This is a genomic window from Enterobacter sichuanensis (assembly GCF_002939185.1).
Classification (GTDB): Bacteria; Pseudomonadota; Gammaproteobacteria; order Enterobacterales; family Enterobacteriaceae; genus Enterobacter; species Enterobacter sichuanensis.
In genome coordinates this window covers 1-21,417 of the sequence record NZ_POVL01000009.1, presented here as the reverse complement: position 1 = coordinate 21,417, position 21,417 = coordinate 1, and the positions used below count along the sequence as shown (strand labels likewise).

Below are 21,417 nucleotides of genomic sequence, written 5' to 3'. Positions count from 1 at the left end.
AAATGCCAGCTTTCGCTAACCTCAACGGCTATTATTCTGTAAAAATGCTGAGTTTAGGGCTGATCCAGGCTGCATGCCTAAACGTGAGCAGGGTAAGAAAGGAACCATAAATGAGCCAAACGATGGCGAATTTAGTCGATGTCCGCGGTGTGAGTTTTTCTCGCGCCAACAGATTGATATTTGATGATATTTCGTTGACCGTACCGCGTGGCAAGATCACGGCCATCATGGGGCCGTCCGGGATCGGTAAAACGACCCTGCTGCGTCTTATCGGTGGGCAGATCCCACCCGACAGCGGTGAAATCCTCTTTGATGGCGAAAATGTCCCGGAGATGTCGCGCTCGCGTCTGTATACCGTTCGCAAGCGCATGAGCATGCTCTTTCAGTCGGGGGCGTTGTTCACCGATATGAACGTCTTTGATAACGTGGCCTATCCACTTCGCGAACACACCAGCCTGCCGCCGGCGTTGCTGAAAAGTACGGTGATGATGAAGCTTGAAGCCGTCGGTTTGCGTGGGGCGGCGAAGCTGATGCCTTCGGAACTCTCCGGCGGGATGGCGCGCCGCGCCGCGCTGGCGCGAGCCATTGCATTAGAACCGGATTTAATCATGTTCGATGAACCGTTCGTCGGGCAGGATCCCATCACGATGGGCGTGCTGGTGAAGCTCATCTCTGAGCTGAACAGCGCACTTGGCGTAACCTGCATTGTGGTTTCTCACGATGTACCGGAAGTGTTGAGCATCGCCGATTACGCCTATATTGTGGCGGACAAAAAGATCGTCGCACACGGTAGCGCCCAGGCGTTGCAGGAAAATTGCGATCCGCGCGTGCGACAGTTCCTCGACGGTATTGCCGATGGCCCTGTGCCGTTCCGCTACCCGGCGGGCGACTATCGTGACGATTTACTGGGAATAGGGAGTTAAGCCACTCATGCTGTTAAATGCGTTGGCCGCTCTCGGACACCGTGGCATAAAAACCATCAGGACGTTCGGGCGTGCCGGATTGATGTTATTCAACGCGCTGGTCGGCAAGCCGGAGTTCCGAAAGCATGCGCCTTTACTGGTGCGGCAACTCTATAACGTCGGCGTGCTGTCGATGCTCATCATCATTGTGTCCGGTCTGTTTATCGGCATGGTGCTGGGGCTGCAGGGCTACCTCGTTCTGACAACCTACAGTGCGGAAACCAGTCTCGGGATGCTGGTGGCGCTTTCGCTGCTGCGTGAACTGGGGCCGGTTGTGGCGGCGCTGTTGTTCGCCGGACGCGCGGGGTCGGCATTAACGGCTGAAATTGGCCTGATGCGTGCGACTGAGCAGCTCTCCAGTATGGAGATGATGGCGGTTGACCCGCTGCGTCGCGTAATTTCACCGCGTTTCTGGGCTGGGGTGATCTCTTTACCGTTACTGACTATTCTGTTTGTCGCCGTGGGTATCTGGGGCGGTTCGCTGGTTGGCGTTCACTGGAAAGGCATTGATGCCGGTTTCTTCTGGTCCGCCATGCAGGATGCCATCGACCTGCGAATGGATCTGGTTAACTGTTTGATTAAAAGCGTGGTATTCGCCATTACGGTCACCTGGATTGCCTTGTTCAATGGTTACGATGCCATCCCGACGTCGGCAGGCATTAGCCGTGCAACTACACGTACAGTCGTACACTCGTCGCTGGCCGTACTGGGTCTGGATTTTGTGCTCACCGCACTGATGTTTGGGAATTGAGTTCATGCAAACGAAAAAAAATGAAATTTGGGTCGGCGTGTTCCTGCTGCTGGCGCTGTTGGCCGCACTGTTTATCTGCCTGAGAGCGGCGGATATCACCTCCGTGCGTACCGAGCCGACATATCGCATCTATGCCACCTTCGATAACATCGGTGGGCTGAAGGCCCGTTCACCGGTCCGTATTGGCGGCGTGGTGATCGGACGCGTATCAGATATTACGCTTGATGAGAAAACCTATCTGCCACGCGTCGCGATGGATATCGAAGAGCGTTACAACCATATTCCGGACACCAGTTCCCTGTCGATCCGGACTTCCGGTCTGCTGGGTGAACAATATCTGGCGCTTAACGTCGGCTTTGAAGACCCCGAGCTGGGAACTACTATTCTTAAAGACGGCAGCGTTATTCAGGATACGAAGTCCGCAATGGTGCTGGAAGATATGATTGGTCAGTTCCTTTACAACAGTAAAGGGGATGAGAAAAAATCCGACGCTGCCCCTGCGCAGTCTGAAGATCATACCGACGTCGCACCGACACCTGGCTCGACGCATTAATTTCAGGAGAAGTCATTCATGTTTAAACGACTGTTAATGGTGGCCATGCTGGTCATTGCCCCTCTTACCGCTGCCCATGCTGCGGATCAGAGTAACCCGTACAAACTGATGGACGAAGCGGCGAAGAAAACCTTCGACCGTCTTAAAAACGAACAGCCTAAAATTCGTGCGAATCCTGATTACCTGCGTGACGTTGTTGACCAGGAATTGCTGCCGTATGTGCAGATTAAATATGCGGGTGCGCTGGTGCTGGGTCGTTATTACAAAGACGCGACCCCTGCGCAGCGTGAGGCCTACTTTGCCGCGTTCCGTGAATACCTGAAGCAGGCTTATGGTCAGGCGCTGGCGATGTATCACGGCCAGACCTACCAGATTGCGCCTGAGCAGCCGCTGGGTGATGCGACCATCGTGCCTATCCGTGTGACGATCAACGATCCAAACGGCCGTCCACCGGTTCGTCTGGATTTCCAGTGGCGTAAAAACAGCCAGACCGGCCACTGGCAGGCGTATGATATGATTGCCGAAGGGGTAAGCATGATCACGACCAAGCAGAACGAGTGGAGCGACCTGCTGCGCACCAAAGGCATTGATGGCCTGACTGCACAGCTGCAGTCCATTGCTCGTCAGAAAATCACGCTGGACGAGAAGAAGTAATGTCACAGCAACTCAGCTGGTCGCGTGAAGGCGAGACATTGAAACTGTCCGGCGAACTGGATCAGGACCTCCTGAACCCGTTATGGGACCAACGCCATGAAGCCATGCAGGGCGTGACGCTGATTGACTTAAGCGGTATCACCCGGGTGGATACGGCAGGTGTTGCGCTGCTTGCCCATCTGGTTGCCGAGGGGAAAAAGCAGGGGGCGAGCGTCAGGCTTCACGGCGCGAGCGATAATGTCGTGACCCTTGCGCAGCTGTACAATCTTCCTCAGGACGTACTGCCTCGTTAATATTTTCAGTGCGTTACTTCCGAAAGCCCTGACAGTTTCATCGTCGGGGCTTTTTGCTTGTTTAAGACGACGCCACTTTGCTCTAAGATGTTGGGCTTGTTTTCACTATCAGATGATTAAGAACCCATGGAAAATCATGAAATCCAGACAGTGCTGATGAATGCACTCTCCCTTCAGGAAGCCCACGTCACTGGCGATGGCAGTCACTTCCAGGTTATTGCTGTGGGTGAGATGTTCGACGGCATGAGCCGCGTGAAGAAACAGCAGGCTGTGTACGCGCCGCTGATGGAATATATTGCGGATAACCGCATCCACGCCCTGTCGATTAAAGCGTTCACCCCGCAAGAGTGGGCACGCGATCGCAAACTAAACGGTTTTTGAGCTGAGGGCGACAGGCCCGCAGCACGGTTGAATTTATAAGAGAGCACACAATGGATAAATTTCGTGTACAGGGGCCTACGCGCCTCCAGGGCGAAGTCACAATTTCTGGCGCGAAAAACGCCGCGCTGCCAATCCTCTTTGCTGCGCTGCTCGCGGAAGAGCCGGTAGAAATTCAGAATGTCCCGAAACTGAAAGATATCGACACGACCATGAAGTTGCTCACCCAGTTGGGCACTAAAGTTGAGCGTAACGGCTCTGTCTGGATCGACGCCAGCAATGTGAATAACTTCTCTGCCCCTTACGATCTGGTGAAAACCATGCGTGCTTCCATCTGGGCGCTTGGCCCGCTGGTGGCGCGTTTTGGCCAGGGGCAGGTTTCACTTCCGGGCGGTTGTGCCATCGGGGCGCGTCCGGTTGACCTGCATATCTTTGGCCTGGAAAAACTGGGCGCAGAGATCAAACTGGAAGAAGGTTACGTTAAAGCGTCCGTCAACGGTCGTCTGAAAGGCGCACACATTGTCATGGACAAGGTGAGCGTGGGCGCAACGGTCACTATTATGTCTGCGGCAACGCTGGCTGAAGGTACCACGATCATCGAAAACGCCGCGCGTGAGCCGGAAATTGTGGATACCGCCAACTTCCTCGTGGCGCTGGGGGCGAAGATCTCCGGTCAGGGTACTGACCGTATCACCATTGAAGGCGTTGAGCGTCTGGGCGGTGGTGTTTATCGCGTCCTGCCGGACCGTATCGAAACCGGCACCTTCCTGGTGGCAGCGGCGATCTCTGGCGGTAAGATTGTTTGCCGTAACGCACAGCCTGATACCCTGGATGCGGTGCTGGCGAAGCTGCGCGATGCCGGCGCGGATATCGAAATCGGTGAAGACTGGATCAGCCTCGATATGCACGGTCAGCGTCCAAAAGCTGTCAATGTGCGTACGGCGCCACACCCGGCGTTCCCGACCGACATGCAGGCGCAGTTCACCCTGCTGAACCTGGTCGCCGAAGGGACCGGCTTCATCACTGAAACCATTTTCGAGAACCGCTTTATGCACGTACCGGAGCTGATCCGTATGGGTGCGCATGCAGAAATCGAGAGTAATACCGTAATTTGCCACGGCGTGGAGAAACTGTCGGGTGCTCAGGTGATGGCCACCGATCTGCGTGCGTCTGCGAGCCTGGTGCTGGCGGGTTGTATCGCGGAAGGGACAACGATTGTGGATCGTATTTATCACATCGATCGTGGTTATGAGCGTATCGAAGATAAACTGCGCGCGCTGGGTGCGAATATCGAGCGTGTGAAGGGCGAGTAATCGTTCCGGCAGCCCCCTGCCAGCAATGACCGGGGGGTTGCTGTGCCTGTCAATTAACGTGTTATTCCTGCAATCCTTTCTTTGCCTTTTTCTGGCGAATCATGCGCGTTCTGTCAATAAACTCATGGGTAATAGGATCGTGGTAACGCGAGGGCCAAATCACCCACGGGTGCGTATCTAGCGCCGTTGCGATAATGAGCTCTCCCTTAGGCCAGGGGCGGGTGAGGGCGTTTGCCAGGGTTGAAGAACTCAGTCCGTGGCGGCGTGACTCTGCTGCCAGTGACGTGCCTCTTTTGCGCAGTGCGGCAATAATATCCGCCGTGTGCCAGTCGATAAATTTCGTGTCCATAACGCTGTCCTTAGTTCGGATTCACCTTCGCCGTTTCGTCAGAAACGACGGGGTTACTATACCCATTTCACACTCTTGTTCTAAAAAGTTCGCGTTACTTGAAGGGATATTCAGAATAAGACACAGCTTTATTCATGCAGTCTCTAAACCGATGCATTTACATGAAGACGTAATTTACAGGAACGTACGGGAATCTCCCCGCAAAGGCGCGGGGAGAAACAGGAGGGATCAACGATCGCGCTGAACGGCGATGTGCGCCAGACCGATCAGCGCATCGCGCCACGGGCTGTCTGGAATAACCTGAAGTGCAGCAATGGCTTTATCCGCTTCCTCTTCCGCACGCTGGCGCGTCCACTCGAGCGATCCGCAAATGGCCATGGTTTCCAGTACGGGTTCCAGAAGATGGCGGCCATTTCCCTGCTCAATCGCTTCACGGATCATTTTCGCCTGGTCGGCCGTTCCGTTGCGCATGGCGTGGAGCAGCGGCAGGGTCGGTTTGCCTTCGTTCAGGTCATCACCAACGTTTTTGCCGAGCGTCTCGCCGTCCGCACTGTAGTCCAGCAAATCATCTATCAGCTGGAATGCCGTACCCAGATAACGACCATAGTCCTGCAGCCCTTTTTCCTGGGCCTCGGTACAGTCAGCCAGAATGCCGGAACACTGGGCGGCTGCTTCAAACAGGCGCGCGGTTTTGCTGTAGATCACGCGCATGTAGTTTTCTTCAGTAATATCAGGATCGTTGACGTTCATCAGCTGCAGTACTTCGCCTTCTGCGATGACGTTAACGGCTTCGGACATCACTTCCAGTACTTTCAGGGAGCCCAGACTGGTCATCATCTGGAAGGCGCGGGTATAGATAAAATCCCCCACCAGTACGCTGGCTGCGTTCCCGAAAGCGGCGTTCGCCGTGGCTTTGCCACGACGCATATCCGATTCATCCACAACATCATCATGCAGAAGCGTCGCTGTGTGAATAAATTCGATGAGCGCTGCGATGGTGATGTGGGCATTTCCCTGATAACCAACGGCTCTGGCAGCCAGAATGGCAATCATCGGGCGTATGCGTTTACCGCCACCGCTGACAATGTAATAGCCCAACTGATTGATCAGTTGAACGTCAGAGTTGAGTTGCTCCAGGATTGCTGCATTCACACCCGCCATATCTTGCGCGGTTAACTCGTTGATTTTTTCTAAATTCATCGCAAAAGCCGGGCTTTTTATCCTGTTGATCCCATCTACTATGGGGTAACGAAGGGTTTCGGTTTATCAATAGTATTGCTGATTGTACTGAAAAAACGGCTCAGATAAACGTTACCGTACGTGTTGTGTTTTTTTTCTTCATGTATTGACGGTAGCACTTGTCAAAGGCTCGCGTTTTGCGTAATATTCGCGCCCTATTGTGAATATTTATAGCGCACTCTGATTCATACGAGGACGTGCGCGGAAGCGGAGTTTATATGTACGCGGTTTTCCAAAGTGGTGGTAAACAACACCGAGTAAGCGAAGGTCAGACCGTTCGCCTGGAAAAGCTGGACATCGCAACTGGCGAATCTGTTGAGTTCGCAGAAGTTCTGATGATCGCAAACGGTGAAGAAGTCAAAATCGGCGTTCCTTTCGTTGATGGCGGCGTTATCAAAGCTGAAGTTGTTGCACACGGTCGTGGCGAGAAAGTTAAAATCGTTAAGTTTCGTCGTCGTAAGCACTACCGTAAGCAGCAGGGCCACCGTCAGTGGTTCACTGATGTGAAAATTACTGGCATCAGCGCCTAAGACCTGAGGAGAGATTTAAATGGCACATAAAAAGGCTGGCGGCTCCACACGTAACGGTCGCGATTCAGAAGCTAAACGCCTGGGCGTTAAGCGTTTCGGTGGCGAATCCGTTCTGGCGGGTAGCATCATCGTTCGTCAACGTGGTACCAAATTCCACGCTGGCAATAACGTAGGTTGCGGTCGTGACCACACTCTGTTTGCTAAAGCAGACGGTAAAGTGAAATTTGAAGTTAAAGGCCCGAACAACCGTAAATACATCAGCATCGTTGCTGAGTAAGGTTTTCTCGGTCCGGTAACGGATTAAAGCCCCGCAACCTGTTGCGGGGCTTTTTACATTGGAAACCCGGTAATTTTTTCTGTAGGGAAAACGGGCATGAAGCAGCAGGCCGGCATAGGTATTCTTTTGGCGCTCACTACCGCAATGTGCTGGGGTGCGTTGCCAATTGCAATGAAGCAGGTACTGGAAGTGATGGAGCCGCCTACGGTGGTCTTTTATCGCTTTCTGATGGCAAGTATCGGCCTCGGGGCGATTCTGGCTGTCAAAGGTAAGCTTCCTCCGCTGCGACTCTTCCGTAAACCGCGCTGGCTGGTGTTATTGGCTATCGCGACAGGTGGACTGTTTGGGAACTTCATTCTGTTCAGTTCTTCCCTGCAATATCTTAGCCCTACGGCGTCACAGGTGATTGGTCAGCTTTCACCCGTGGGCATGATGGTCGCCAGCGTCTTTATCCTCAAGGAGAAGATGCGCGGTACGCAGATTATCGGGGCGAGCATGCTGCTATGCGGTCTGGTGATGTTCTTCAATACCAGTCTGATCGAGATTTTTACCCGGCTGACCGATTACACCTGGGGTGTGATCTTCGGTGTAGGGGCAGCAACGGTCTGGGTGAGCTATGGCGTCGCGCAAAAGGTGTTATTGCGTCGTCTTGCCTCACAGCAGATCCTCTTTTTGCTGTACACTTTGTGTACACTGGCGTTGTTGCCGTTAGCGAAGCCGGGGGTAATCACCGAGCTTAGCGACTGGCAACTGGCGTGCCTCTTTTTTTGTGGGCTGAACACGCTGGTTGGTTATGGCGCGCTGGCCGAAGCAATGGCGCGCTGGCAGGCAGCACAGGTGAGCGCATTAATTACGCTTACTCCGCTGTTTACGCTGTTATTTTCAGATTTGTTATCAATGGCCTGGCCCGATGTCTTCGTCAGACCGATGCTCAACCTGTTGGGCTATCTCGGTGCGTTTGTCGTGGTTGCGGGCGCGATGTATTCCGCCATTGGTCATCGTCTTTGGGGACGTTGGCGCAAAAATGAAGCGGTTGTAGTAGTCCCCCGCTCAGGCGAATGAGTTACGGAGTGTAAAATGAAGTTTGTTGATGAAGCGACGATCCTTGTCGTGGCTGGTGATGGCGGCAACGGTTGCGTGAGCTTCCGCCGTGAAAAGTATATCCCTCGTGGCGGCCCTGACGGCGGCGACGGCGGGGATGGTGGTGACGTGTGGCTGGAGGCGGATGAGAACCTCAACACGCTGATCGACTACCGTTTTGAAAAATCCTTCCGCGCTGAGCGTGGTCAGAACGGCCAGAGCCGTGACTGTACCGGTAAACGCGGAAAAGACGTCACCATTAAGGTGCCTGTCGGTACGCGTGTGATTGACCAGGGGACCGGTGAAACCATGGGTGACATGACCAAACACGGTCAGCGCCTGATGGTCGCTAAAGGTGGCTGGCACGGTCTGGGCAACAGCCGTTTTAAATCATCTGTTAACCGTACGCCACGTCAGAAAACGATGGGTACGCCGGGCGATAAGCGCGATCTGCAGCTGGAGTTGATGCTTCTGGCAGACGTGGGCATGCTCGGGATGCCAAACGCGGGCAAATCGACGTTTATTCGTGCCGTCTCTGCTGCGAAACCAAAAGTGGCGGACTATCCGTTTACAACCCTGGTGCCAAGCCTGGGCGTTGTTCGTATGGATAACGAGAAGAGCTTCGTGGTTGCCGATATTCCGGGTCTGATTGAAGGCGCAGCGGAAGGTGCCGGTCTGGGTATCCGCTTCCTGAAACACCTTGAGCGTTGCCGCGTCCTGCTGCACCTGATCGATATCGATCCAATTGATGGTTCCGATCCGGTAGAAAATGCCCGTATCATCGTCGGCGAGCTGGAGAAATACAGCGAAAAACTGGCCAACAAACCGCGCTGGCTGGTCTTTAACAAAATCGACCTGATGGATAAAGCCGAAGCGGAAGCAAAAGCGAAAGCCATTGCTGAAGCGATGGGCTGGGAAGATAAATACTATCTTATCTCCGCCGCAAGCCAGGTGGGCGTGAAAGATCTGTGCTGGGATGTGATGACCTTCATCATCGAGAACCCAGTTGTTCAGGCGGAAGAAGCCAAACAGCCTGAAAAAGTCGAATTCATGTGGGATGACTACCACCGCCAGCAGCTCGAAGAGCTGGAAGCGGAAGAGGATGATGAAGACTGGGACGATGACTGGGATGAAGACGACGAAGAAGGCGTCGAGTTCATCTACAAGCACTAATCGTCGTGAAAGGCCCCTGTTGATTCAGGGGCTTTTTTTATTCTAACGTTGCAGGCAGCCAGCAGCTGGCAATGAGACCGCCTTTCTCGCCATTCTCCAGCGTCAGTTTTCCATGATGAAGCTGCAGGATACGCTGCACGATGCTCAGGCCCAGGCCACTGCCACCAAAGCGTTGGTCGAGACGACGGAACGGTTCTGTGATTGACTGTCGGTGCGCTTCATCGATACCAGGCCCCTGATCGATAACGCTGACCTGCGTTCCGCCGCCCTGCGCGGATAATGTCACTGTGATGGTTGTCCCTGCGGGGCTGTAACGTCCGGCATTTTCAAGCAGGTTGCGCAGCATAAGGCGCAGAAGCACAGCGTCTCCCTGCACCGTGAGCGTACTTTTAGGCGGCCAAATGACCGTATGCTCTTTGGCTTCATGCTCAAGGCCAAGCGGCGTAATAATCGTATCTGTCCAGTTCACCGTCTCGTAGTGACCGCTCGCCATCGCCTGCCCGGCTCGCGCCAGCATCAGCAACTGTTCAATCGTGTGCATCAACTGATCGATACGGGTTATCAATGTCGCGGCCTGCGGCGTGCCTGACTGCGCCATGAGTTCCAGATGCAGCCTGATCCCGGCGAGGGGCGTTCGCAGCTCGTGTGCGGCGTCGGCTGTAAACAGCCTCTCCTGTTGAATGGTGTGATCCAGCCGGGCAAGTAGCTGATTGAGAGAGGTGGTGACAGCGCCAATTTCTTCCATGTCAGAGTACATCGGAAGCGGGGTCAGGTTATCCGCCGAACGATTCGCCAGACTGGCACGCAGTTTATTCAGGGGCCGGGTTATCCAGGTAACGGCCCAGAAGGAGAAAAACAGGGTGAAGCCGACCATCACCAGGGAAGGGACCAGCAGCGAGGCAATCGCTTCACGGATCTCTTTCTCGACATGGTTATTGCGTGATTTGGCAGACAATGTCTCATTGACCAGAAAACCGATCTGCTCGCGGCTTTCATGCCAGAGCCAGATCACGCTGATCAGCTGGAAAAACAACAGTATCACCGCCAGCAGGACCATTAACCGCCGACGCATGCTGTTCATTTCTGACTCTCCAGACGGTAGCCCACGCCGCGGACGGTTTTGATCCTGTCTTTCCCGAGCTTACGACGCAGATTATGGATATGAACCTCAAGGGTATTCGACCCCGGATCGTCCTGCCAGGAGTAGATATCCTGCTGGAGGGTTTCACGGTGCACCGTCTGTCCGCTGCGCATAATCAGGCGCGTAAGCAGAGCAAACTCTTTGGGCGTGACTTCTACCGGCTGGGACTGGCGCAGGACCTGCTGGGTTTGCAGATTCAGCGTGATATCGCCGTCGGTGAGTAAGTTATCACTGTGTCCCTGATAACGGCGGATTAGGGCCCGGACGCGCGCCTGCAACTCTGCCAGAGCAAAGGGCTTCACCAGGTAATCATCGGCTCCAGCATCAAGGCCGGTGATACGATCTTCAATGGCATCGCGTGCCGTCAGGATCAACACCGGATTAGCGATGCCGCGGCGACGCCACTGGGTGAGCAGGGTCGCGCCGTCTTTATCCGGTAAACCTAAATCGAGGATCACCAGACTGTATTCGCCGCTCTGGATCAGGGCATCGGCCTCCGCCGCTGTGGCGGCGCAGTCGAGGGCATATCCTTCACTGGCCAGCGCAAGCGCTAGCCCTTCCTGTAATAACAGATCGTCTTCAACTATAAGTAGTTTCATCGCTAGTTATTCTGGTAGATGTCCTTATAAAGCCTGCTTTCGAAGCGAACCAGTGGAATACGACGGTTGCGCTGGTCGGTCGGTTCGACGGCATAGCCGGAAAGATACTGCACGAATGCCATACGTTGTCCGCTGGCGGTAGTGATGAAGCCTGCAAGGTTGTATACCCCCTGCAGTGAACCTGTTTTGGCTGACACTTTACCGTCAACACCGGCAGCGTGAAGGCCGGCCCGGTATTGAAGTGAACCGTCATGCCCGGCGAGCGGCAGCATCGAGATAAAGTTTAGCTCAGTGTCATGTTGAGCAATGTACTGAAGCACTTGCATCATGGTTGCCGGGGCGATCAAATTGTGTCGTGATAACCCGGAGCCATCGACAGCGATAGTATTACCCAGGTCGATTCCCGCCTGCTGACGTAAGATCTGACGGACTGCATCGGAACCTGAACGCCAGGTTCCAGGAACGCCAAAGCGCGCGTGACCAATCATGCGGAACACCGTGTCAGCGATCATATTGTCAGACTTCTTCAGCATGATCCTTAGCAGATCGTGCAACGGTTCAGACTGTTTGCTGGCGATAACCGTGCCGGGTTGATTAACCTGCGTCTGGCGCAGCAGGGTACCGGTATAGGTGATCCCTGCCTGTTTCAGTTCGTCCTTAAGAATAGCGCCTGCGTAGCTTGCGCCATCCTGGATGGCGAAGGCCAGCGGCAGTGGATCGGCACGCTGCGTCAGGCAGCCGGTAAGCGTGAAGCGATTAAGATCGCCGGGCACCACATCCAGTTCGCAATACTGTGCATCCGGAGAGCCCTTGGCCAGCGTGCGTACCTGGCTGAACATCGTGACCGGGTAATAAGACGCCACGCGGATAAACGCTAAATCATCCGGTTTGGGGGCGCTGTAAAGTGAAACCGAGAAGCAGTTTCGGTCAACAATCGCGGCGGCGGGTGGGGCGCTAAAGCATTGCGTCATGTCATTCCACGGCCAGCCGGGGGCTTTATCATGGCTGGCAAAGATGGAGGTGTCGATCAGTACGTTGCCATCAACCTTCTGCACGCCCGATTTTTTCAGCACCGCCACCATATTGCGGATATCCTGGCGTTTAAAGGTCGGGTCGCCGCCAAAACGGGCGATCAGATCGCCTTTCAGCTCGCCATTTTCGACCTTGCCTTTGGTCTCTAGCGTGGTGGTAAAGCGGAAGTCAGGACCAAGCTGAAGGAGGGCGGCAAGCGCAGTGATCACCTTCTGGGTGCTGGCAGGCAGGGCCATCTGTTGACTATGGTAGTCAATCTCCGGCGTCTGCGCCCCGACCTTTTGCACCATCAAGGCAAGGTTGGCACCTGCGGGCAGTTGATTAATATACTCATCAACATTCGCGGCCTGAACGCTGAACGTTATACTGGTAGTCAATCCGATGATAAATCTGGAAAATCGCATAATCTCGCGCTAACAACCCGAAAACAAACCGTCATACTACGGTGCATGGCACTGCAAAGTAAACGATGACCCATAGTGAACTTCGCGGTAAAATGCGTATCTAATTGAAAATTGCTGCTGACCTGGGGCGTTGCTCCCGGGTCGGTTTTCTTTTTGCTTCTGGCCTGCTCTTGAGGGCTGGGGCAGGGAACATTGCTCCCAACAGGAATGTTTAAGAGGTATAACAAATGCAAGCTATTCCGATGACCTTACGTGGTGCCGAAAAACTGCGCGAAGAGCTGGATTTCCTGAAATCCGTTCGCCGCCCTGAAATCATCGCCGCTATCGCGGAAGCGCGTGAGCATGGCGACCTGAAAGAGAATGCTGAATACCACGCGGCGCGTGAGCAGCAGGGTTTCTGTGAAGGGCGTATTAAAGATATCGAAGCGAAGCTGTCGAATGCGCAGGTTATCGATATTACCAAAATGCCAAACAATGGCCGCGTGATCTTCGGTTCAACAGTTACCGTGCTGAACCTGGATACCGACGAAGAGCAAACGTATCGTATCGTGGGTGACGATGAAGCCGACTTCAAACAGAACCTGATTTCGGTGAACTCACCGATTGCTCGCGGCCTGATTGGCAAAGAGCAGGATGATGTTGTCACCATCCGCACCCCTGGCGGTGAAGTCGAATACGAAATTATCAAGGTTGAGTACCTGTAATTCGCCTCTCTGCAAAGATGTTGATACATTGTAAAGAAAGGAAAAAGGCCGCATAGCGGCCTTTTAACAACTCAAGGAGCATGGCATTTTGCTCACCTGCTGACAGAAATCCCTCGTTTAACACAGAAAATGTGTTTGATTCAGGATATCCTTAGCGTGGCAGCGAGATTTTACGCTCTTTAGATGGGCGATAGAGCACCAGCGTTTTACCGATGACCTGTACATTACAGGCGCCGGTTTCGCGCACGATGGCTTCCACGATCAGGTTTTTAGTGTCTCTGTCTTCAGAGGCGATTTTCACCTTGATCAGCTCGTGGTGTTCCAGCGCTTGTTCAATCTCGGCAAGCACCCCTTCGGTCAAACCATTGTTGCCAAGCATCACTACAGGCTTGAGCGGATGTGCCAGACCTTTAAGGTGCTGTTTTTGTTTAGTACTCAGATTCATCGTATATTTTTGCTTACGTTGGGATTGAAAACGGTTCATTCTACCGCCATCTCCCTTATATCGCCAAATAGCTGCGTAGAAATTTACGTCACAGGCAAGCAACGATGAACCAGGACGGAAATGTTAAATGACAGGTAAAAAGCGTTCTGCCAGCTCCAGCCGCTGGCTTCAGGAACACTTTAGCGATAAATATGTTCAACAGGCACAGAAAAAGGGGTTGCGTTCCCGTGCCTGGTTTAAACTTGATGAAATACAGCAAAGTGACAAACTTTTTAAGCCGGGGATGACGGTTGTCGACCTCGGAGCAGCACCTGGCGGATGGTCCCAGTATGCGGTAACGCAGATCGGCGGAACGGGCCGAATCATCGCGTGCGATCTTTTACCAATGGATCCCATCGTCGGTGTCGACTTCCTTCAGGGCGACTTTCGTGATGAATTAGTGCTGAAAGCGTTACTTGATCGTGTAGGTGACAGTAAGGTCCAGGTTGTCATGTCAGATATGGCACCAAATATGTGTGGAACACCGGCGGTGGATATCCCCCGCGCCATGTATCTGGTGGAGCTAGCGTTAGAAATGTGTCGTGATGTACTAGCGCCTGGTGGTAGTTTTGTTGTGAAGGTGTTTCAGGGCGAAGGTTTCGAGGAGTATCTTAAGGAAATTCGCTCCCTGTTTGCGAAGGTCAAAGTTCGTAAGCCGGACTCTTCCCGGGCCCGTTCCCGTGAAGTGTATATTGTAGCGACCGGGCGAAAATGATAACCGGTAGATTTCAGGCGAAAGTTTGAATGAAACTGGATATAGAGTATCCTGACGCTGTTTTTAACACAGTTGTAATATGAGGTTAATCCCTTGAGTGACATGGCGAAAAACCTAATACTCTGGCTGGTCATTGCCGTTGTGCTGATGTCAGTATTCCAGAGCTTTGGGCCCAGCGAGTCGAATGGCCGCAAGGTGGATTATTCTACCTTCCTGCAGGAGGTCAATCAGGACCAGGTTCGCGAAGCGCGTATCAACGGACGTGAGATCAACGTTACCAAGAAAGATAGTAACCGTTACACGACTTACATCCCGGTGAACGATCCTAAGCTGCTTGATAACCTTCTGACCAAAAACGTCAAAGTTGTAGGCGAGCCGCCAGAAGAACCAAGCCTGCTGGCTTCTATCTTCATTTCCTGGTTCCCGATGCTGCTTCTTATCGGCGTCTGGATCTTCTTTATGCGCCAGATGCAGGGCGGCGGTGGCAAAGGTGCCATGTCGTTCGGTAAGAGCAAGGCGCGTATGCTGACGGAAGATCAGATCAAGACCACGTTTGCTGACGTCGCCGGTTGTGACGAAGCGAAAGAAGAGGTGGGTGAACTGGTTGAATACCTGCGCGAGCCGAGCCGTTTCCAGAAACTGGGCGGTAAGATCCCGAAAGGCGTTCTGATGGTTGGTCCTCCGGGTACCGGTAAAACCCTGCTGGCGAAAGCCATCGCGGGTGAAGCGAAGGTGCCGTTCTTTACTATTTCAGGTTCTGACTTCGTCGAAATGTTCGTGGGTGTTGGTGCATCTCGTGTGCGTGACATGTTCGAGCAGGCTAAGAAGGCAGCACCGTGCATTATCTTCATCGATGAAATCGACGCCGTAGGCCGCCAGCGTGGCGCGGGCCTTGGTGGTGGTCACGATGAACGTGAACAGACCCTGAACCAGATGCTGGTTGAGATGGACGGCTTCGAAGGTAACGAAGGTATCATCGTAATCGCGGCGACTAACCGTCCGGACGTTCTTGACCCTGCGCTGCTGCGTCCAGGCCGTTTCGACCGTCAGGTTGTTGTCGGTCTGCCGGATGTTCGCGGCCGTGAACAGATTCTGAAAGTCCATATGCGTCGCGTACCGCTGGCGCCAGATATCGATGCGGCAATCATTGCGCGCGGTACCCCGGGATTCTCCGGTGCGGACCTGGCTAACCTGGTCAACGAAGCTGCACTGTTTGCCGCTCGCGGTAACAAGCGCGTGGTGTCGATGGTAGAGTTCGAGAAAGCGAAAGACAAAATCATGATGGGTGCGGAACGTCGCTCCATGGTGATGACGGAAGCGCAGAAAGAGTCCACCGCATACCACGAAGCAGGCCACGCGATTATCGGTCGTCTGGTGCCGGAACACGATCCGGTGCATAAAGTGACGATTATTCCACGCGGGCGTGCGCTGGGTGTGACCTTCTTCCTGCCTGAAGGCGACGCGATCAGCGCCAGCCGTCAGAAACTGGAAAGCCAGATTTCGACCCTGTACGGTGGTCGTCTGGCGGAAGAGATCATCTACGGGCCAGAGCATGTTTCTACCGGTGCGTCCAACGACATTAAAGTCGCGACAAATCTGGCGCGTAACATGGTGACTCAGTGGGGCTTCTCCGACAAACTCGGTCCGCTGCTGTATGCAGAGGAAGAGGGTGAAGTGTTCCTGGGCCGCTCCGTGGCGAAAGCGAAACATATGTCCGATGAAACAGCTCGTATCATCGACCAGGAAGTGAAAGCGCTGATTGAACGTAACTATGGTCGCGCACGTCAGATCCTGAACGACAATATGGACATCCTGCATTCGATGAAAGATGCACTCATGAAATATGAGACCATCGATGCTCCGCAGATTGACGACCTGATGGCTCGCCGCGAAGTGCGTCCGCCAGCAGGCTGGGAAGACCCAGGCGCTTCCAACAATTCTGACAATAATGGCACTCCGCGTGCGCCGCGTCCGGTTGATGAACCGCGTACGCCGAACCCGGGCAACACCATGTCAGAACAGTTGGGCGATAAGTAAGTCACTGCTGTTGAAATGTTTTTCTGTACCTCAAACCCTGGAGCTTGCTCCGGGGTTTTTCTTTTCCGTTAAACCACACTAATACCAGGGATTTAGCCATGAAACTATTCGCCCAGGACTCGCATCTCGATCTTTCACATCCTCATGTGATGGGGATCCTGAATGTTACCCCTGACTCCTTCTCAGATGGCGGCACGCATAACACCCTGATCGAGGCGGTTAAGCACGCCAATTTAATGATCAACGCGGGTGCCACCATCATTGACGTTGGCGGTGAGTCGACCCGACCTGGTGCGGCAGATGTTTCGGTGGAAGAAGAGCTGGCACGCGTGGTGCCGGTGGTTGAAGCCATCGCCCAGCGCTTTGAGGTATGGATCTCCGTCGACACCTCCAAACCTGAGGTGATTCGTGAAGTGGCGAGAGTGGGCGCTCACATTATTAATGATATTCGTTCACTGACAGAGCCGGGGGCGATTAAAGCGGCTGCGGAAACCGGGCTGCCGGTTTGTCTGATGCACATGCAGGGTCAGCCGAAAACGATGCAGGATGCGCCGAAGTATGACGACGTCTTTGCTGATGTAAATCGCTTCTTTATTGAGCACATCGCACGTTGTGAACGTGCGGGCATCCCAAAAGAGAAATTGCTGCTCGACCCGGGGTTCGGTTTCGGTAAAAATCTCTCACACAATTATGCGTTGCTTGCACGCTTATCAGAGTTTCATCATTTCGGCCTGCCGCTGCTGGTGGGTATGTCGAGAAAGTCGATGATTGGGCAGTTGCTTAATGTCGGTCCGAGTGAGCGCCTGAGCGGGAGTCTGGCCTGCGCGGTGATTGCGGCGATGCAGGGGGCGCACATTATTCGTGTCCATGACGTCAAAGAAACAGTAGAAGCCATGCGTGTGGTGGAAGCCACACTGGCAGCGAAGGAAAACAAACGCTATGAGTAATCGTAAATATTTTGGTACCGATGGTATCCGTGGGCGGGTAGGCGATGCGCCAATCACCCCTGATTTTGTCCTGAAGCTTGGCTGGGCTGCTGGCAAGGTACTGGCACGTCATGGTTCCCGTAAGATCATTATCGGCAAAGATACCCGTATTTCGGGTTATATGCTGGAGTCTGCGCTGGAAGCCGGTCTGGCGGCTGCCGGTCTTTCTGCCTCCTTTACAGGGCCAATGCCAACGCCAGCTGTCGCGTATCTGACCCGCACCTTCCGCGCGGAAGCGGGGATTGTCATTTCTGCTTCTCACAACCCGTTCTATGACAACGGCATCAAATTCTTCTCTATCGATGGCACCAAGCTGCCGGACGAAGTGGAAGAAGCCATTGAAGCCGAGATGGAAAAAGAGATCACCTGTGTAGATTCCGCTGAGCTGGGGAAAGCGAACCGTATTGTCGATGCAGCGGGTCGTTACATTGAATTCTGCAAAGGTACGTTCCCGAATGAGCTGAGCCTGGCGCACCTCAAAATTGTGGTGGACTGTGCAAACGGTGCGACCTATCACATCGCTCCGAATGTCTTCCGCGAGCTGGGTGCGAAAGTGATCGCTATCGGTTGTGAGCCGGATGGTCTGAACATTAACGAACAGGTCGGTGCGACGGACGTTCGTGCTCTCCAGGCGCGCGTGCTGGCGGAGAAAGCCGATCTGGGTATTGCGCTGGACGGTGACGGTGATCGTGTGATCATGGTCGACCACGAAGGGAATAAAGTCGACGGCGACCAGATCCTGTATATCATCGCGCGTGAAGGTCTGCGTCAGGGTCAGCTGCGCGGCGGCGCGGTGGGGACCCTGATGAGTAACATGGGTCTGGAACTGGCGCTGAAACAGCTTGGGATCCCGTTTGTCCGCGCGAAAGTGGGCGACCGCTATGTGCTGGAGAAACTTCAGGAGAAGGGCTGGCGTATCGGTGCTGAAAACTCCGGCCACGTGATCCTGCTGGACAAAACGACCACCGGTGACGGTATCGTGGCCGCGCTGCAGGTCGTTGCCGCCATGGCACGTAACCATATGACCCTGCAGGATCTCTGCAGCGGCATGAAAATGTTCCCGCAGGTGCTGGTAAACGTGCGCTTCACCGCCGGCAAAGGCGATCCGCTGGAAAGTGAAAATGTGAAAGCGGTAATGGCTGAGGTTGAAGCCGCGCTTGGCAGCCGTGGGCGCGTTCTGCTGCGTAAGTCTGGTACTGAACCGCTGATCCGCGTGATGGTAGAGGGCGAAGACGAAGCGCAGGTGACGGAATTTGCGCACCGTATTGCGGATGCCGTAAAAGCTGCATAACCGTGCACACTAAATGATTAAAAAGGCGGCGTTTGCCGCCTTGGTTTTAAGCAATTAATGGCTTTTTGCTGTTTTTTTCCGCAGTTGATACAATGCGTCGAAAATGCCCTTGCGAAGGTCATTCGCTTTGGTTAGTATTCACACCCGCTTCAGTGGGAAACAAAAATCCTGCTAATTGGTCGAAGCATTGGTATGCGGCAAATCCGCAAGGAACAGGTTGATTATGTACGAAGCTCTTTTAGTTGTTTTCCTTATTGTAGCCATCGCTCTCGTAGCGCTGATCATGCTGCAGCAAGGTAAAGGCGCTGATATGGGAGCCTCCTTCGGAGCAGGCGCTTCCGGTACGCTGTTCGGTTCAAGTGGTTCTGCGAACTTCATGACCCGCACAACGGCGATTCTGGCTACGCTGTTCTTCATCATCAGTCTGGTGCTTGGCAATATCAACAGCAACAAGACCAACAAAGGAAGCGAGTGGGAAAATCTGAGCGCGCCAGCTAAAACTGAGCAGACTCAGCCAGCTGCACCGGCTAAGCCAACCAGCGATATCCCGCACTAAGTATTCTGTACCGAGGTGGTGGAATTGGTAGACACGCTACCTTGAGGTGGTAGTGCCCTAACGGGCTTGTGGGTTCGAGTCCCATCCTCGGTACCAATATTCCAGAAGAAAGACGTCGAAAGACGTCTTTTTTTTCGTTTGTATTCTGTGGATCTGATCTTTTGTAGGGCGGGTAAGCGCAGCGCCACCCGCCATTTTTGCCCGGTGGCGCTGCGCTTACCGGGCCTGGGAAAGCTACAAAAAAGGCGCCTGTTGGGCGCCTTTTGCTTGTCACATCAGCGATTACTTCTTGTCGCTGTGCTCCAGGTTTTCAACCTGCGGCAGACCGTTATCGGAACTGGCTGACAGCAAACCGTTCTCAACATAGTTGAACAGCTTCTCACGGGTATCGGTGATATCAAGGTTACGCATGGTCAGCTGGCCAATACGATCGTCCGGCGAGAAGACGGATTCGCCTTTCTCCATGGTCAGACGCTCTGCTTTGTAAGTCAGATTGTCAGACACGGTGTTCAGGATGGAGTAGTCATTCCCGCGACGCAGTTCCAGAGTCACTTCACCTGTAATCGCACTTGCCACCCAACGCTGCAGGGCATCACGCAGCATCAGCGCCTGTGGATCAAACCAGCGGCCCTGATACAGCAATTTACCCAACTGACGGCCATGAGAGTGATACTGCTCGATGGTGTCTTCGTTGTGAATACCGGTCAGCAGACGCTCGTAAGCGATGTGTAGCAGCGCCATACCCGGGGCTTCGTAGATGCCACGGCTTTTCGCTTCGATGATACGGTTTTCAATCTGATCGCTCATGCCCAGACCGTGACGGCCGCCAATACGGTTAGCTTCCAGCATCAGTTCGACATCATCAGAGAAGGTTCTACCGTTCAGCGCCACCGGATGGCCGCGTTCGAAACGCACGGTCACTTCTTCGGCCTGGATTTTGACACTCTCATCCCAGAACTTCACACCCATGATCGGGTTAACGATCTTCACGCTGGAGTTCAGGAATTCCAGATCTTTTGCTTCGTGCGTCGCACCCAGCATGTTCGAGTCGGTAGAGTAGGCCTTCTCGACTGACATCTTATAGTCAAAACCGCAGGCGATCATAAACTCAGACATCTCATGACGACCACCCAGCTCGTCGATGAAGTCGGTATCCAGCCACGGTTTGTAAATCTGCAGTTCGGCGTTGGTCAGCAGGCCATAACGATAGAAACGTTCGATATCGTTGCCTTTATAGGTGCTACCGTCACCCCAGATGTTTACGCCGTCTTCTTTCATGGCGGCAACCAGCATGGTGCCGGTAACCGCACGGCCTAGCGGAGTGGTGTTGAAATAGGTCAGGCCGCCGGTGGTGTTATGGAACGCACCGCACTGAATAGCCGCGATACCTTCAGCGACCAGTTGCTTACGGCAGTCAATCAGGCGCGCGTTCTCTGCACCATACTCTTTTGCGCGACGAGGAATGGCATCATAGTCGTCCTCATCCGGCTGACCCAGGTTCGCAGTATATGCATACGGAACCGCTCCCTTCTGGCGCATCCACAGCAGTGCAGCGCTGGTATCCAGGCCGCCTGAGAAAGCGATGCCAATACGTTGTCCTACCGGAAGATGCTTGAGAATCGTCGTCATAGAATAAAACCCTGCTTGATTGACTGATTAGAGACCGCTTTCGCTCTCTTGTGCATTTTTATGCAAAATAAGTGAGTATTCATTTAATCATCTTTTGGCGAAGACCGGAAGAGACTCGTGCGTTTTTTGTAAAAATTTTGGTCTGTTCTGTCTGGCGGATGTCGCCTTGACAGGTTGGGGCAACTATCAATATACTAAACGCCGGTTTTACGTCCCGTCTTCGGTACCAAATCCCAGCATTATTTGCAAATTCTGTCCAAAACGCGTAGAATTTGCCACGTTTCAGG

At 53.7% G+C, this 21,417-nt stretch carries 25 protein-coding genes and 1 tRNA gene; 18 read left to right on the top strand and 8 right to left on the bottom strand.

The features are described 5' to 3' along the window. Positions 1-110: 110 nt before the first annotated feature. The 7 genes from mlaF (at position 111) to murA (ending at position 4,904) form a co-directional block, all read left to right on the top strand. A complete protein-coding gene (gene mlaF, locus C5687_RS06205; protein WP_025756698.1) occupies positions 111-923 on the top strand; it encodes a phospholipid ABC transporter ATP-binding protein MlaF in 813 nt (270 codons plus the stop codon). A 7-nt stretch (positions 924-930) separates the two neighbouring features. Continuing rightward, the gene (mlaE, locus tag C5687_RS06200) at positions 931-1,713 is read left to right on the top strand and encodes a lipid asymmetry maintenance ABC transporter permease subunit MlaE (protein ID WP_010436044.1); all 783 of its coding nucleotides are present in this window, start codon (positions 931-933) and stop codon (positions 1,711-1,713) included. Between the two features lie 4 nt (positions 1,714-1,717). After that, the gene (gene mlaD, locus C5687_RS06195; RefSeq protein WP_047959544.1) at positions 1,718-2,266 is read left to right on the top strand and encodes an outer membrane lipid asymmetry maintenance protein MlaD; all 549 of its coding nucleotides are present in this window, start codon (positions 1,718-1,720) and stop codon (positions 2,264-2,266) included. Positions 2,267-2,284: 18 nt separating this feature from the next. Then, the gene (gene mlaC / locus C5687_RS06190; protein WP_014885387.1) at positions 2,285-2,920 is read left to right on the top strand and encodes a phospholipid-binding protein MlaC; all 636 of its coding nucleotides are present in this window, start codon (positions 2,285-2,287) and stop codon (positions 2,918-2,920) included. Next, positions 2,920-3,213, top strand: coding sequence for a lipid asymmetry maintenance protein MlaB (gene mlaB / locus C5687_RS06185; RefSeq protein WP_094919362.1), 294 nt, complete (start codon positions 2,920-2,922; stop codon positions 3,211-3,213). Before mlaC ends, mlaB begins: the two co-directional genes overlap by 1 nt. A 126-nt stretch (positions 3,214-3,339) precedes the next feature. Next, the gene (ibaG, locus tag C5687_RS06180; protein ID WP_008501458.1) at positions 3,340-3,594 is read left to right on the top strand and encodes a BolA family iron metabolism protein IbaG; all 255 of its coding nucleotides are present in this window, start codon (positions 3,340-3,342) and stop codon (positions 3,592-3,594) included. A gap of 50 nt (positions 3,595-3,644) precedes the next feature. Further along, the gene (gene murA / locus C5687_RS06175; RefSeq protein ID WP_025756701.1) at positions 3,645-4,904 is read left to right on the top strand and encodes a UDP-N-acetylglucosamine 1-carboxyvinyltransferase; all 1,260 of its coding nucleotides are present in this window, start codon (positions 3,645-3,647) and stop codon (positions 4,902-4,904) included. 61 nt (positions 4,905-4,965) lie between these two features. Here the strand turns inward: murA and sfsB are convergent, their stop codons facing one another. Both sfsB and ispB read right to left on the bottom strand, forming a co-directional pair. Next, positions 4,966-5,253 carry a DNA-binding transcriptional regulator SfsB gene (gene sfsB, locus C5687_RS06170; protein WP_047959543.1) on the bottom strand — a complete coding sequence of 96 codons (288 nt, stop codon included), beginning with the start codon at positions 5,251-5,253 and terminating at the stop codon, positions 4,966-4,968. A gap of 228 nt (positions 5,254-5,481) precedes the next feature. After that, positions 5,482-6,453 (bottom strand): octaprenyl diphosphate synthase, encoded by a 972-nt coding sequence (gene ispB, locus C5687_RS06165; protein ID WP_047959542.1) that lies wholly within the window; start codon positions 6,451-6,453, stop codon positions 5,482-5,484. A 257-nt stretch (positions 6,454-6,710) separates the two neighbouring features. Between ispB and rplU the strand changes: the two genes are divergently transcribed. From rplU to cgtA, 4 genes are all read left to right on the top strand, one after another. Then, on the top strand, positions 6,711-7,022 hold the full coding sequence (gene rplU / locus C5687_RS06160) for a 50S ribosomal protein L21 (RefSeq protein ID WP_003025032.1): 312 nt from the start codon (positions 6,711-6,713) through the stop codon (positions 7,020-7,022). 19 nt (positions 7,023-7,041) lie between these two features. Further along, complete coding sequence (gene rpmA / locus C5687_RS06155; RefSeq protein ID WP_004385076.1) at positions 7,042-7,299, top strand: 50S ribosomal protein L27; 258 nt, start codon at positions 7,042-7,044, stop codon at positions 7,297-7,299. 96 nt (positions 7,300-7,395) lie between these two features. Continuing rightward, positions 7,396-8,361: a DMT family transporter gene (locus C5687_RS06150; protein WP_059385408.1), complete on the top strand. Its 966-nt coding sequence runs from the start codon at positions 7,396-7,398 to the stop codon at positions 8,359-8,361. Between the two features lie 15 nt (positions 8,362-8,376). After that, positions 8,377-9,552 (top strand): Obg family GTPase CgtA, encoded by a 1,176-nt coding sequence (gene cgtA, locus C5687_RS06145; protein WP_045284746.1) that lies wholly within the window; start codon positions 8,377-8,379, stop codon positions 9,550-9,552. A 37-nt stretch (positions 9,553-9,589) separates the two neighbouring features. On the opposite strand, the gene pmrB is transcribed toward cgtA, so the two are convergent. The 3 genes from pmrB to dacB are packed head-to-tail and all read right to left on the bottom strand — an operon-like array spanning position 9,590 to position 12,728. After that, positions 9,590-10,633 carry a two-component system sensor histidine kinase PmrB gene (pmrB, locus tag C5687_RS06140; RefSeq protein WP_059385409.1) on the bottom strand — a complete coding sequence of 348 codons (1,044 nt, stop codon included), beginning with the start codon at positions 10,631-10,633 and terminating at the stop codon, positions 9,590-9,592. Beyond that, entirely contained in the window at positions 10,630-11,292 is a 663-nt protein-coding gene (pmrA, locus tag C5687_RS06135; protein WP_025756707.1) for a two-component system response regulator PmrA, read from the bottom strand. The genes pmrB and pmrA overlap by 4 nt, the downstream gene beginning before the upstream one ends. A gap of 2 nt (positions 11,293-11,294) precedes the next feature. After that, positions 11,295-12,728: a serine-type D-Ala-D-Ala carboxypeptidase gene (gene dacB / locus C5687_RS06130; RefSeq protein ID WP_104556606.1), complete on the bottom strand. Its 1,434-nt coding sequence runs from the start codon at positions 12,726-12,728 to the stop codon at positions 11,295-11,297. Between the two features lie 227 nt (positions 12,729-12,955). Between dacB and greA the strand changes: the two genes are divergently transcribed. Further along, entirely contained in the window at positions 12,956-13,432 is a 477-nt protein-coding gene (gene greA / locus C5687_RS06125) for a transcription elongation factor GreA (RefSeq protein WP_025756709.1), read from the top strand. A gap of 151 nt (positions 13,433-13,583) precedes the next feature. Here greA and yhbY read toward each other — a convergent pair whose 3' ends face one another. Further along, positions 13,584-13,877, bottom strand: coding sequence for a ribosome assembly RNA-binding protein YhbY (gene yhbY, locus C5687_RS06120; protein ID WP_003861814.1), 294 nt, complete (start codon positions 13,875-13,877; stop codon positions 13,584-13,586). Positions 13,878-14,004: 127 nt separating this feature from the next. Between yhbY and rlmE the strand changes: the two genes are divergently transcribed. The 6 genes from rlmE to C5687_RS06090 all read left to right on the top strand — a co-directional run bounded on the left by rlmE (position 14,005) and on the right by C5687_RS06090 (position 19,597). Beyond that, the gene (gene rlmE, locus C5687_RS06115; protein WP_003861812.1) at positions 14,005-14,631 is read left to right on the top strand and encodes a 23S rRNA (uridine(2552)-2'-O)-methyltransferase RlmE; all 627 of its coding nucleotides are present in this window, start codon (positions 14,005-14,007) and stop codon (positions 14,629-14,631) included. 102 nt (positions 14,632-14,733) lie between these two features. Beyond that, positions 14,734-16,668, top strand: coding sequence for an ATP-dependent zinc metalloprotease FtsH (gene ftsH, locus C5687_RS06110; protein ID WP_013098921.1), 1,935 nt, complete (start codon positions 14,734-14,736; stop codon positions 16,666-16,668). Positions 16,669-16,766: 98 nt separating this feature from the next. Next, complete coding sequence (gene folP / locus C5687_RS06105) at positions 16,767-17,615, top strand: dihydropteroate synthase (protein WP_104556605.1); 849 nt, start codon at positions 16,767-16,769, stop codon at positions 17,613-17,615. Next, positions 17,608-18,945 (top strand): phosphoglucosamine mutase, encoded by a 1,338-nt coding sequence (gene glmM / locus C5687_RS06100; protein ID WP_025756711.1) that lies wholly within the window; start codon positions 17,608-17,610, stop codon positions 18,943-18,945. Before folP ends, glmM begins: the two co-directional genes overlap by 8 nt. Before the next feature lie 223 nt (positions 18,946-19,168). Further along, positions 19,169-19,501: a preprotein translocase subunit SecG gene (secG, locus tag C5687_RS06095; protein ID WP_045284760.1), complete on the top strand. Its 333-nt coding sequence runs from the start codon at positions 19,169-19,171 to the stop codon at positions 19,499-19,501. Positions 19,502-19,510: 9 nt separating this feature from the next. Then, a tRNA-Leu gene (locus C5687_RS06090) sits at positions 19,511-19,597 on the top strand. Between the two features lie 186 nt (positions 19,598-19,783). Here the strand turns inward: C5687_RS06090 and argG are convergent. Together argG and C5687_RS25010 are read right to left on the bottom strand one after the other, a co-directional pair. Further along, entirely contained in the window at positions 19,784-21,130 is a 1,347-nt protein-coding gene (argG, locus tag C5687_RS06085) for an argininosuccinate synthase (RefSeq protein WP_104556604.1), read from the bottom strand. A 79-nt stretch (positions 21,131-21,209) separates the two neighbouring features. Continuing rightward, a partial coding sequence (locus C5687_RS25010) for a hypothetical protein (RefSeq protein WP_238380451.1) occupies positions 21,210-21,417 on the bottom strand: 208 nt, incomplete at its 5' end.

What these genes read in the sequence shown, in the direction of transcription:
- mlaF (WP_025756698.1), top strand. Translation starts at nt 111, where the DNA reads ATGAGCCAAACGATGGCGAATTTAGTCGATGTCCGCGGTGTGAGTTTT.
- mlaE (WP_010436044.1), top strand. Translation starts at nt 931, where the DNA reads ATGCTGTTAAATGCGTTGGCCGCTCTCGGACACCGTGGCATAAAAACC.
- mlaD (WP_047959544.1), top strand. Translation starts at nt 1,718, where the DNA reads ATGCAAACGAAAAAAAATGAAATTTGGGTCGGCGTGTTCCTGCTGCTG.
- mlaC (WP_014885387.1), top strand. Translation starts at nt 2,285, where the DNA reads ATGTTTAAACGACTGTTAATGGTGGCCATGCTGGTCATTGCCCCTCTT.
- mlaB (WP_094919362.1), top strand. Translation starts at nt 2,920, where the DNA reads ATGTCACAGCAACTCAGCTGGTCGCGTGAAGGCGAGACATTGAAACTG.
- ibaG (WP_008501458.1), top strand. Translation starts at nt 3,340, where the DNA reads ATGGAAAATCATGAAATCCAGACAGTGCTGATGAATGCACTCTCCCTT.
- murA (WP_025756701.1), top strand. Translation starts at nt 3,645, where the DNA reads ATGGATAAATTTCGTGTACAGGGGCCTACGCGCCTCCAGGGCGAAGTC.
- sfsB (WP_047959543.1), bottom strand. Translation starts at nt 5,253, where the DNA reads ATGGACACGAAATTTATCGACTGGCACACGGCGGATATTATTGCCGCA.
- ispB (WP_047959542.1), bottom strand. Translation starts at nt 6,453, where the DNA reads ATGAATTTAGAAAAAATCAACGAGTTAACCGCGCAAGATATGGCGGGT.
- rplU (WP_003025032.1), top strand. Translation starts at nt 6,711, where the DNA reads ATGTACGCGGTTTTCCAAAGTGGTGGTAAACAACACCGAGTAAGCGAA.
- rpmA (WP_004385076.1), top strand. Translation starts at nt 7,042, where the DNA reads ATGGCACATAAAAAGGCTGGCGGCTCCACACGTAACGGTCGCGATTCA.
- C5687_RS06150 (WP_059385408.1), top strand. Translation starts at nt 7,396, where the DNA reads ATGAAGCAGCAGGCCGGCATAGGTATTCTTTTGGCGCTCACTACCGCA.
- cgtA (WP_045284746.1), top strand. Translation starts at nt 8,377, where the DNA reads ATGAAGTTTGTTGATGAAGCGACGATCCTTGTCGTGGCTGGTGATGGC.
- pmrB (WP_059385409.1), bottom strand. Translation starts at nt 10,633, where the DNA reads ATGAACAGCATGCGTCGGCGGTTAATGGTCCTGCTGGCGGTGATACTG.
- pmrA (WP_025756707.1), bottom strand. Translation starts at nt 11,292, where the DNA reads ATGAAACTACTTATAGTTGAAGACGATCTGTTATTACAGGAAGGGCTA.
- dacB (WP_104556606.1), bottom strand. Translation starts at nt 12,728, where the DNA reads ATGCGATTTTCCAGATTTATCATCGGATTGACTACCAGTATAACGTTC.
- greA (WP_025756709.1), top strand. Translation starts at nt 12,956, where the DNA reads ATGCAAGCTATTCCGATGACCTTACGTGGTGCCGAAAAACTGCGCGAA.
- yhbY (WP_003861814.1), bottom strand. Translation starts at nt 13,877, where the DNA reads ATGAATCTGAGTACTAAACAAAAACAGCACCTTAAAGGTCTGGCACAT.
- rlmE (WP_003861812.1), top strand. Translation starts at nt 14,005, where the DNA reads ATGACAGGTAAAAAGCGTTCTGCCAGCTCCAGCCGCTGGCTTCAGGAA.
- ftsH (WP_013098921.1), top strand. Translation starts at nt 14,734, where the DNA reads ATGGCGAAAAACCTAATACTCTGGCTGGTCATTGCCGTTGTGCTGATG.
- folP (WP_104556605.1), top strand. Translation starts at nt 16,767, where the DNA reads ATGAAACTATTCGCCCAGGACTCGCATCTCGATCTTTCACATCCTCAT.
- glmM (WP_025756711.1), top strand. Translation starts at nt 17,608, where the DNA reads ATGAGTAATCGTAAATATTTTGGTACCGATGGTATCCGTGGGCGGGTA.
- secG (WP_045284760.1), top strand. Translation starts at nt 19,169, where the DNA reads ATGTACGAAGCTCTTTTAGTTGTTTTCCTTATTGTAGCCATCGCTCTC.
- argG (WP_104556604.1), bottom strand. Translation starts at nt 21,130, where the DNA reads ATGACGACGATTCTCAAGCATCTTCCGGTAGGACAACGTATTGGCATC.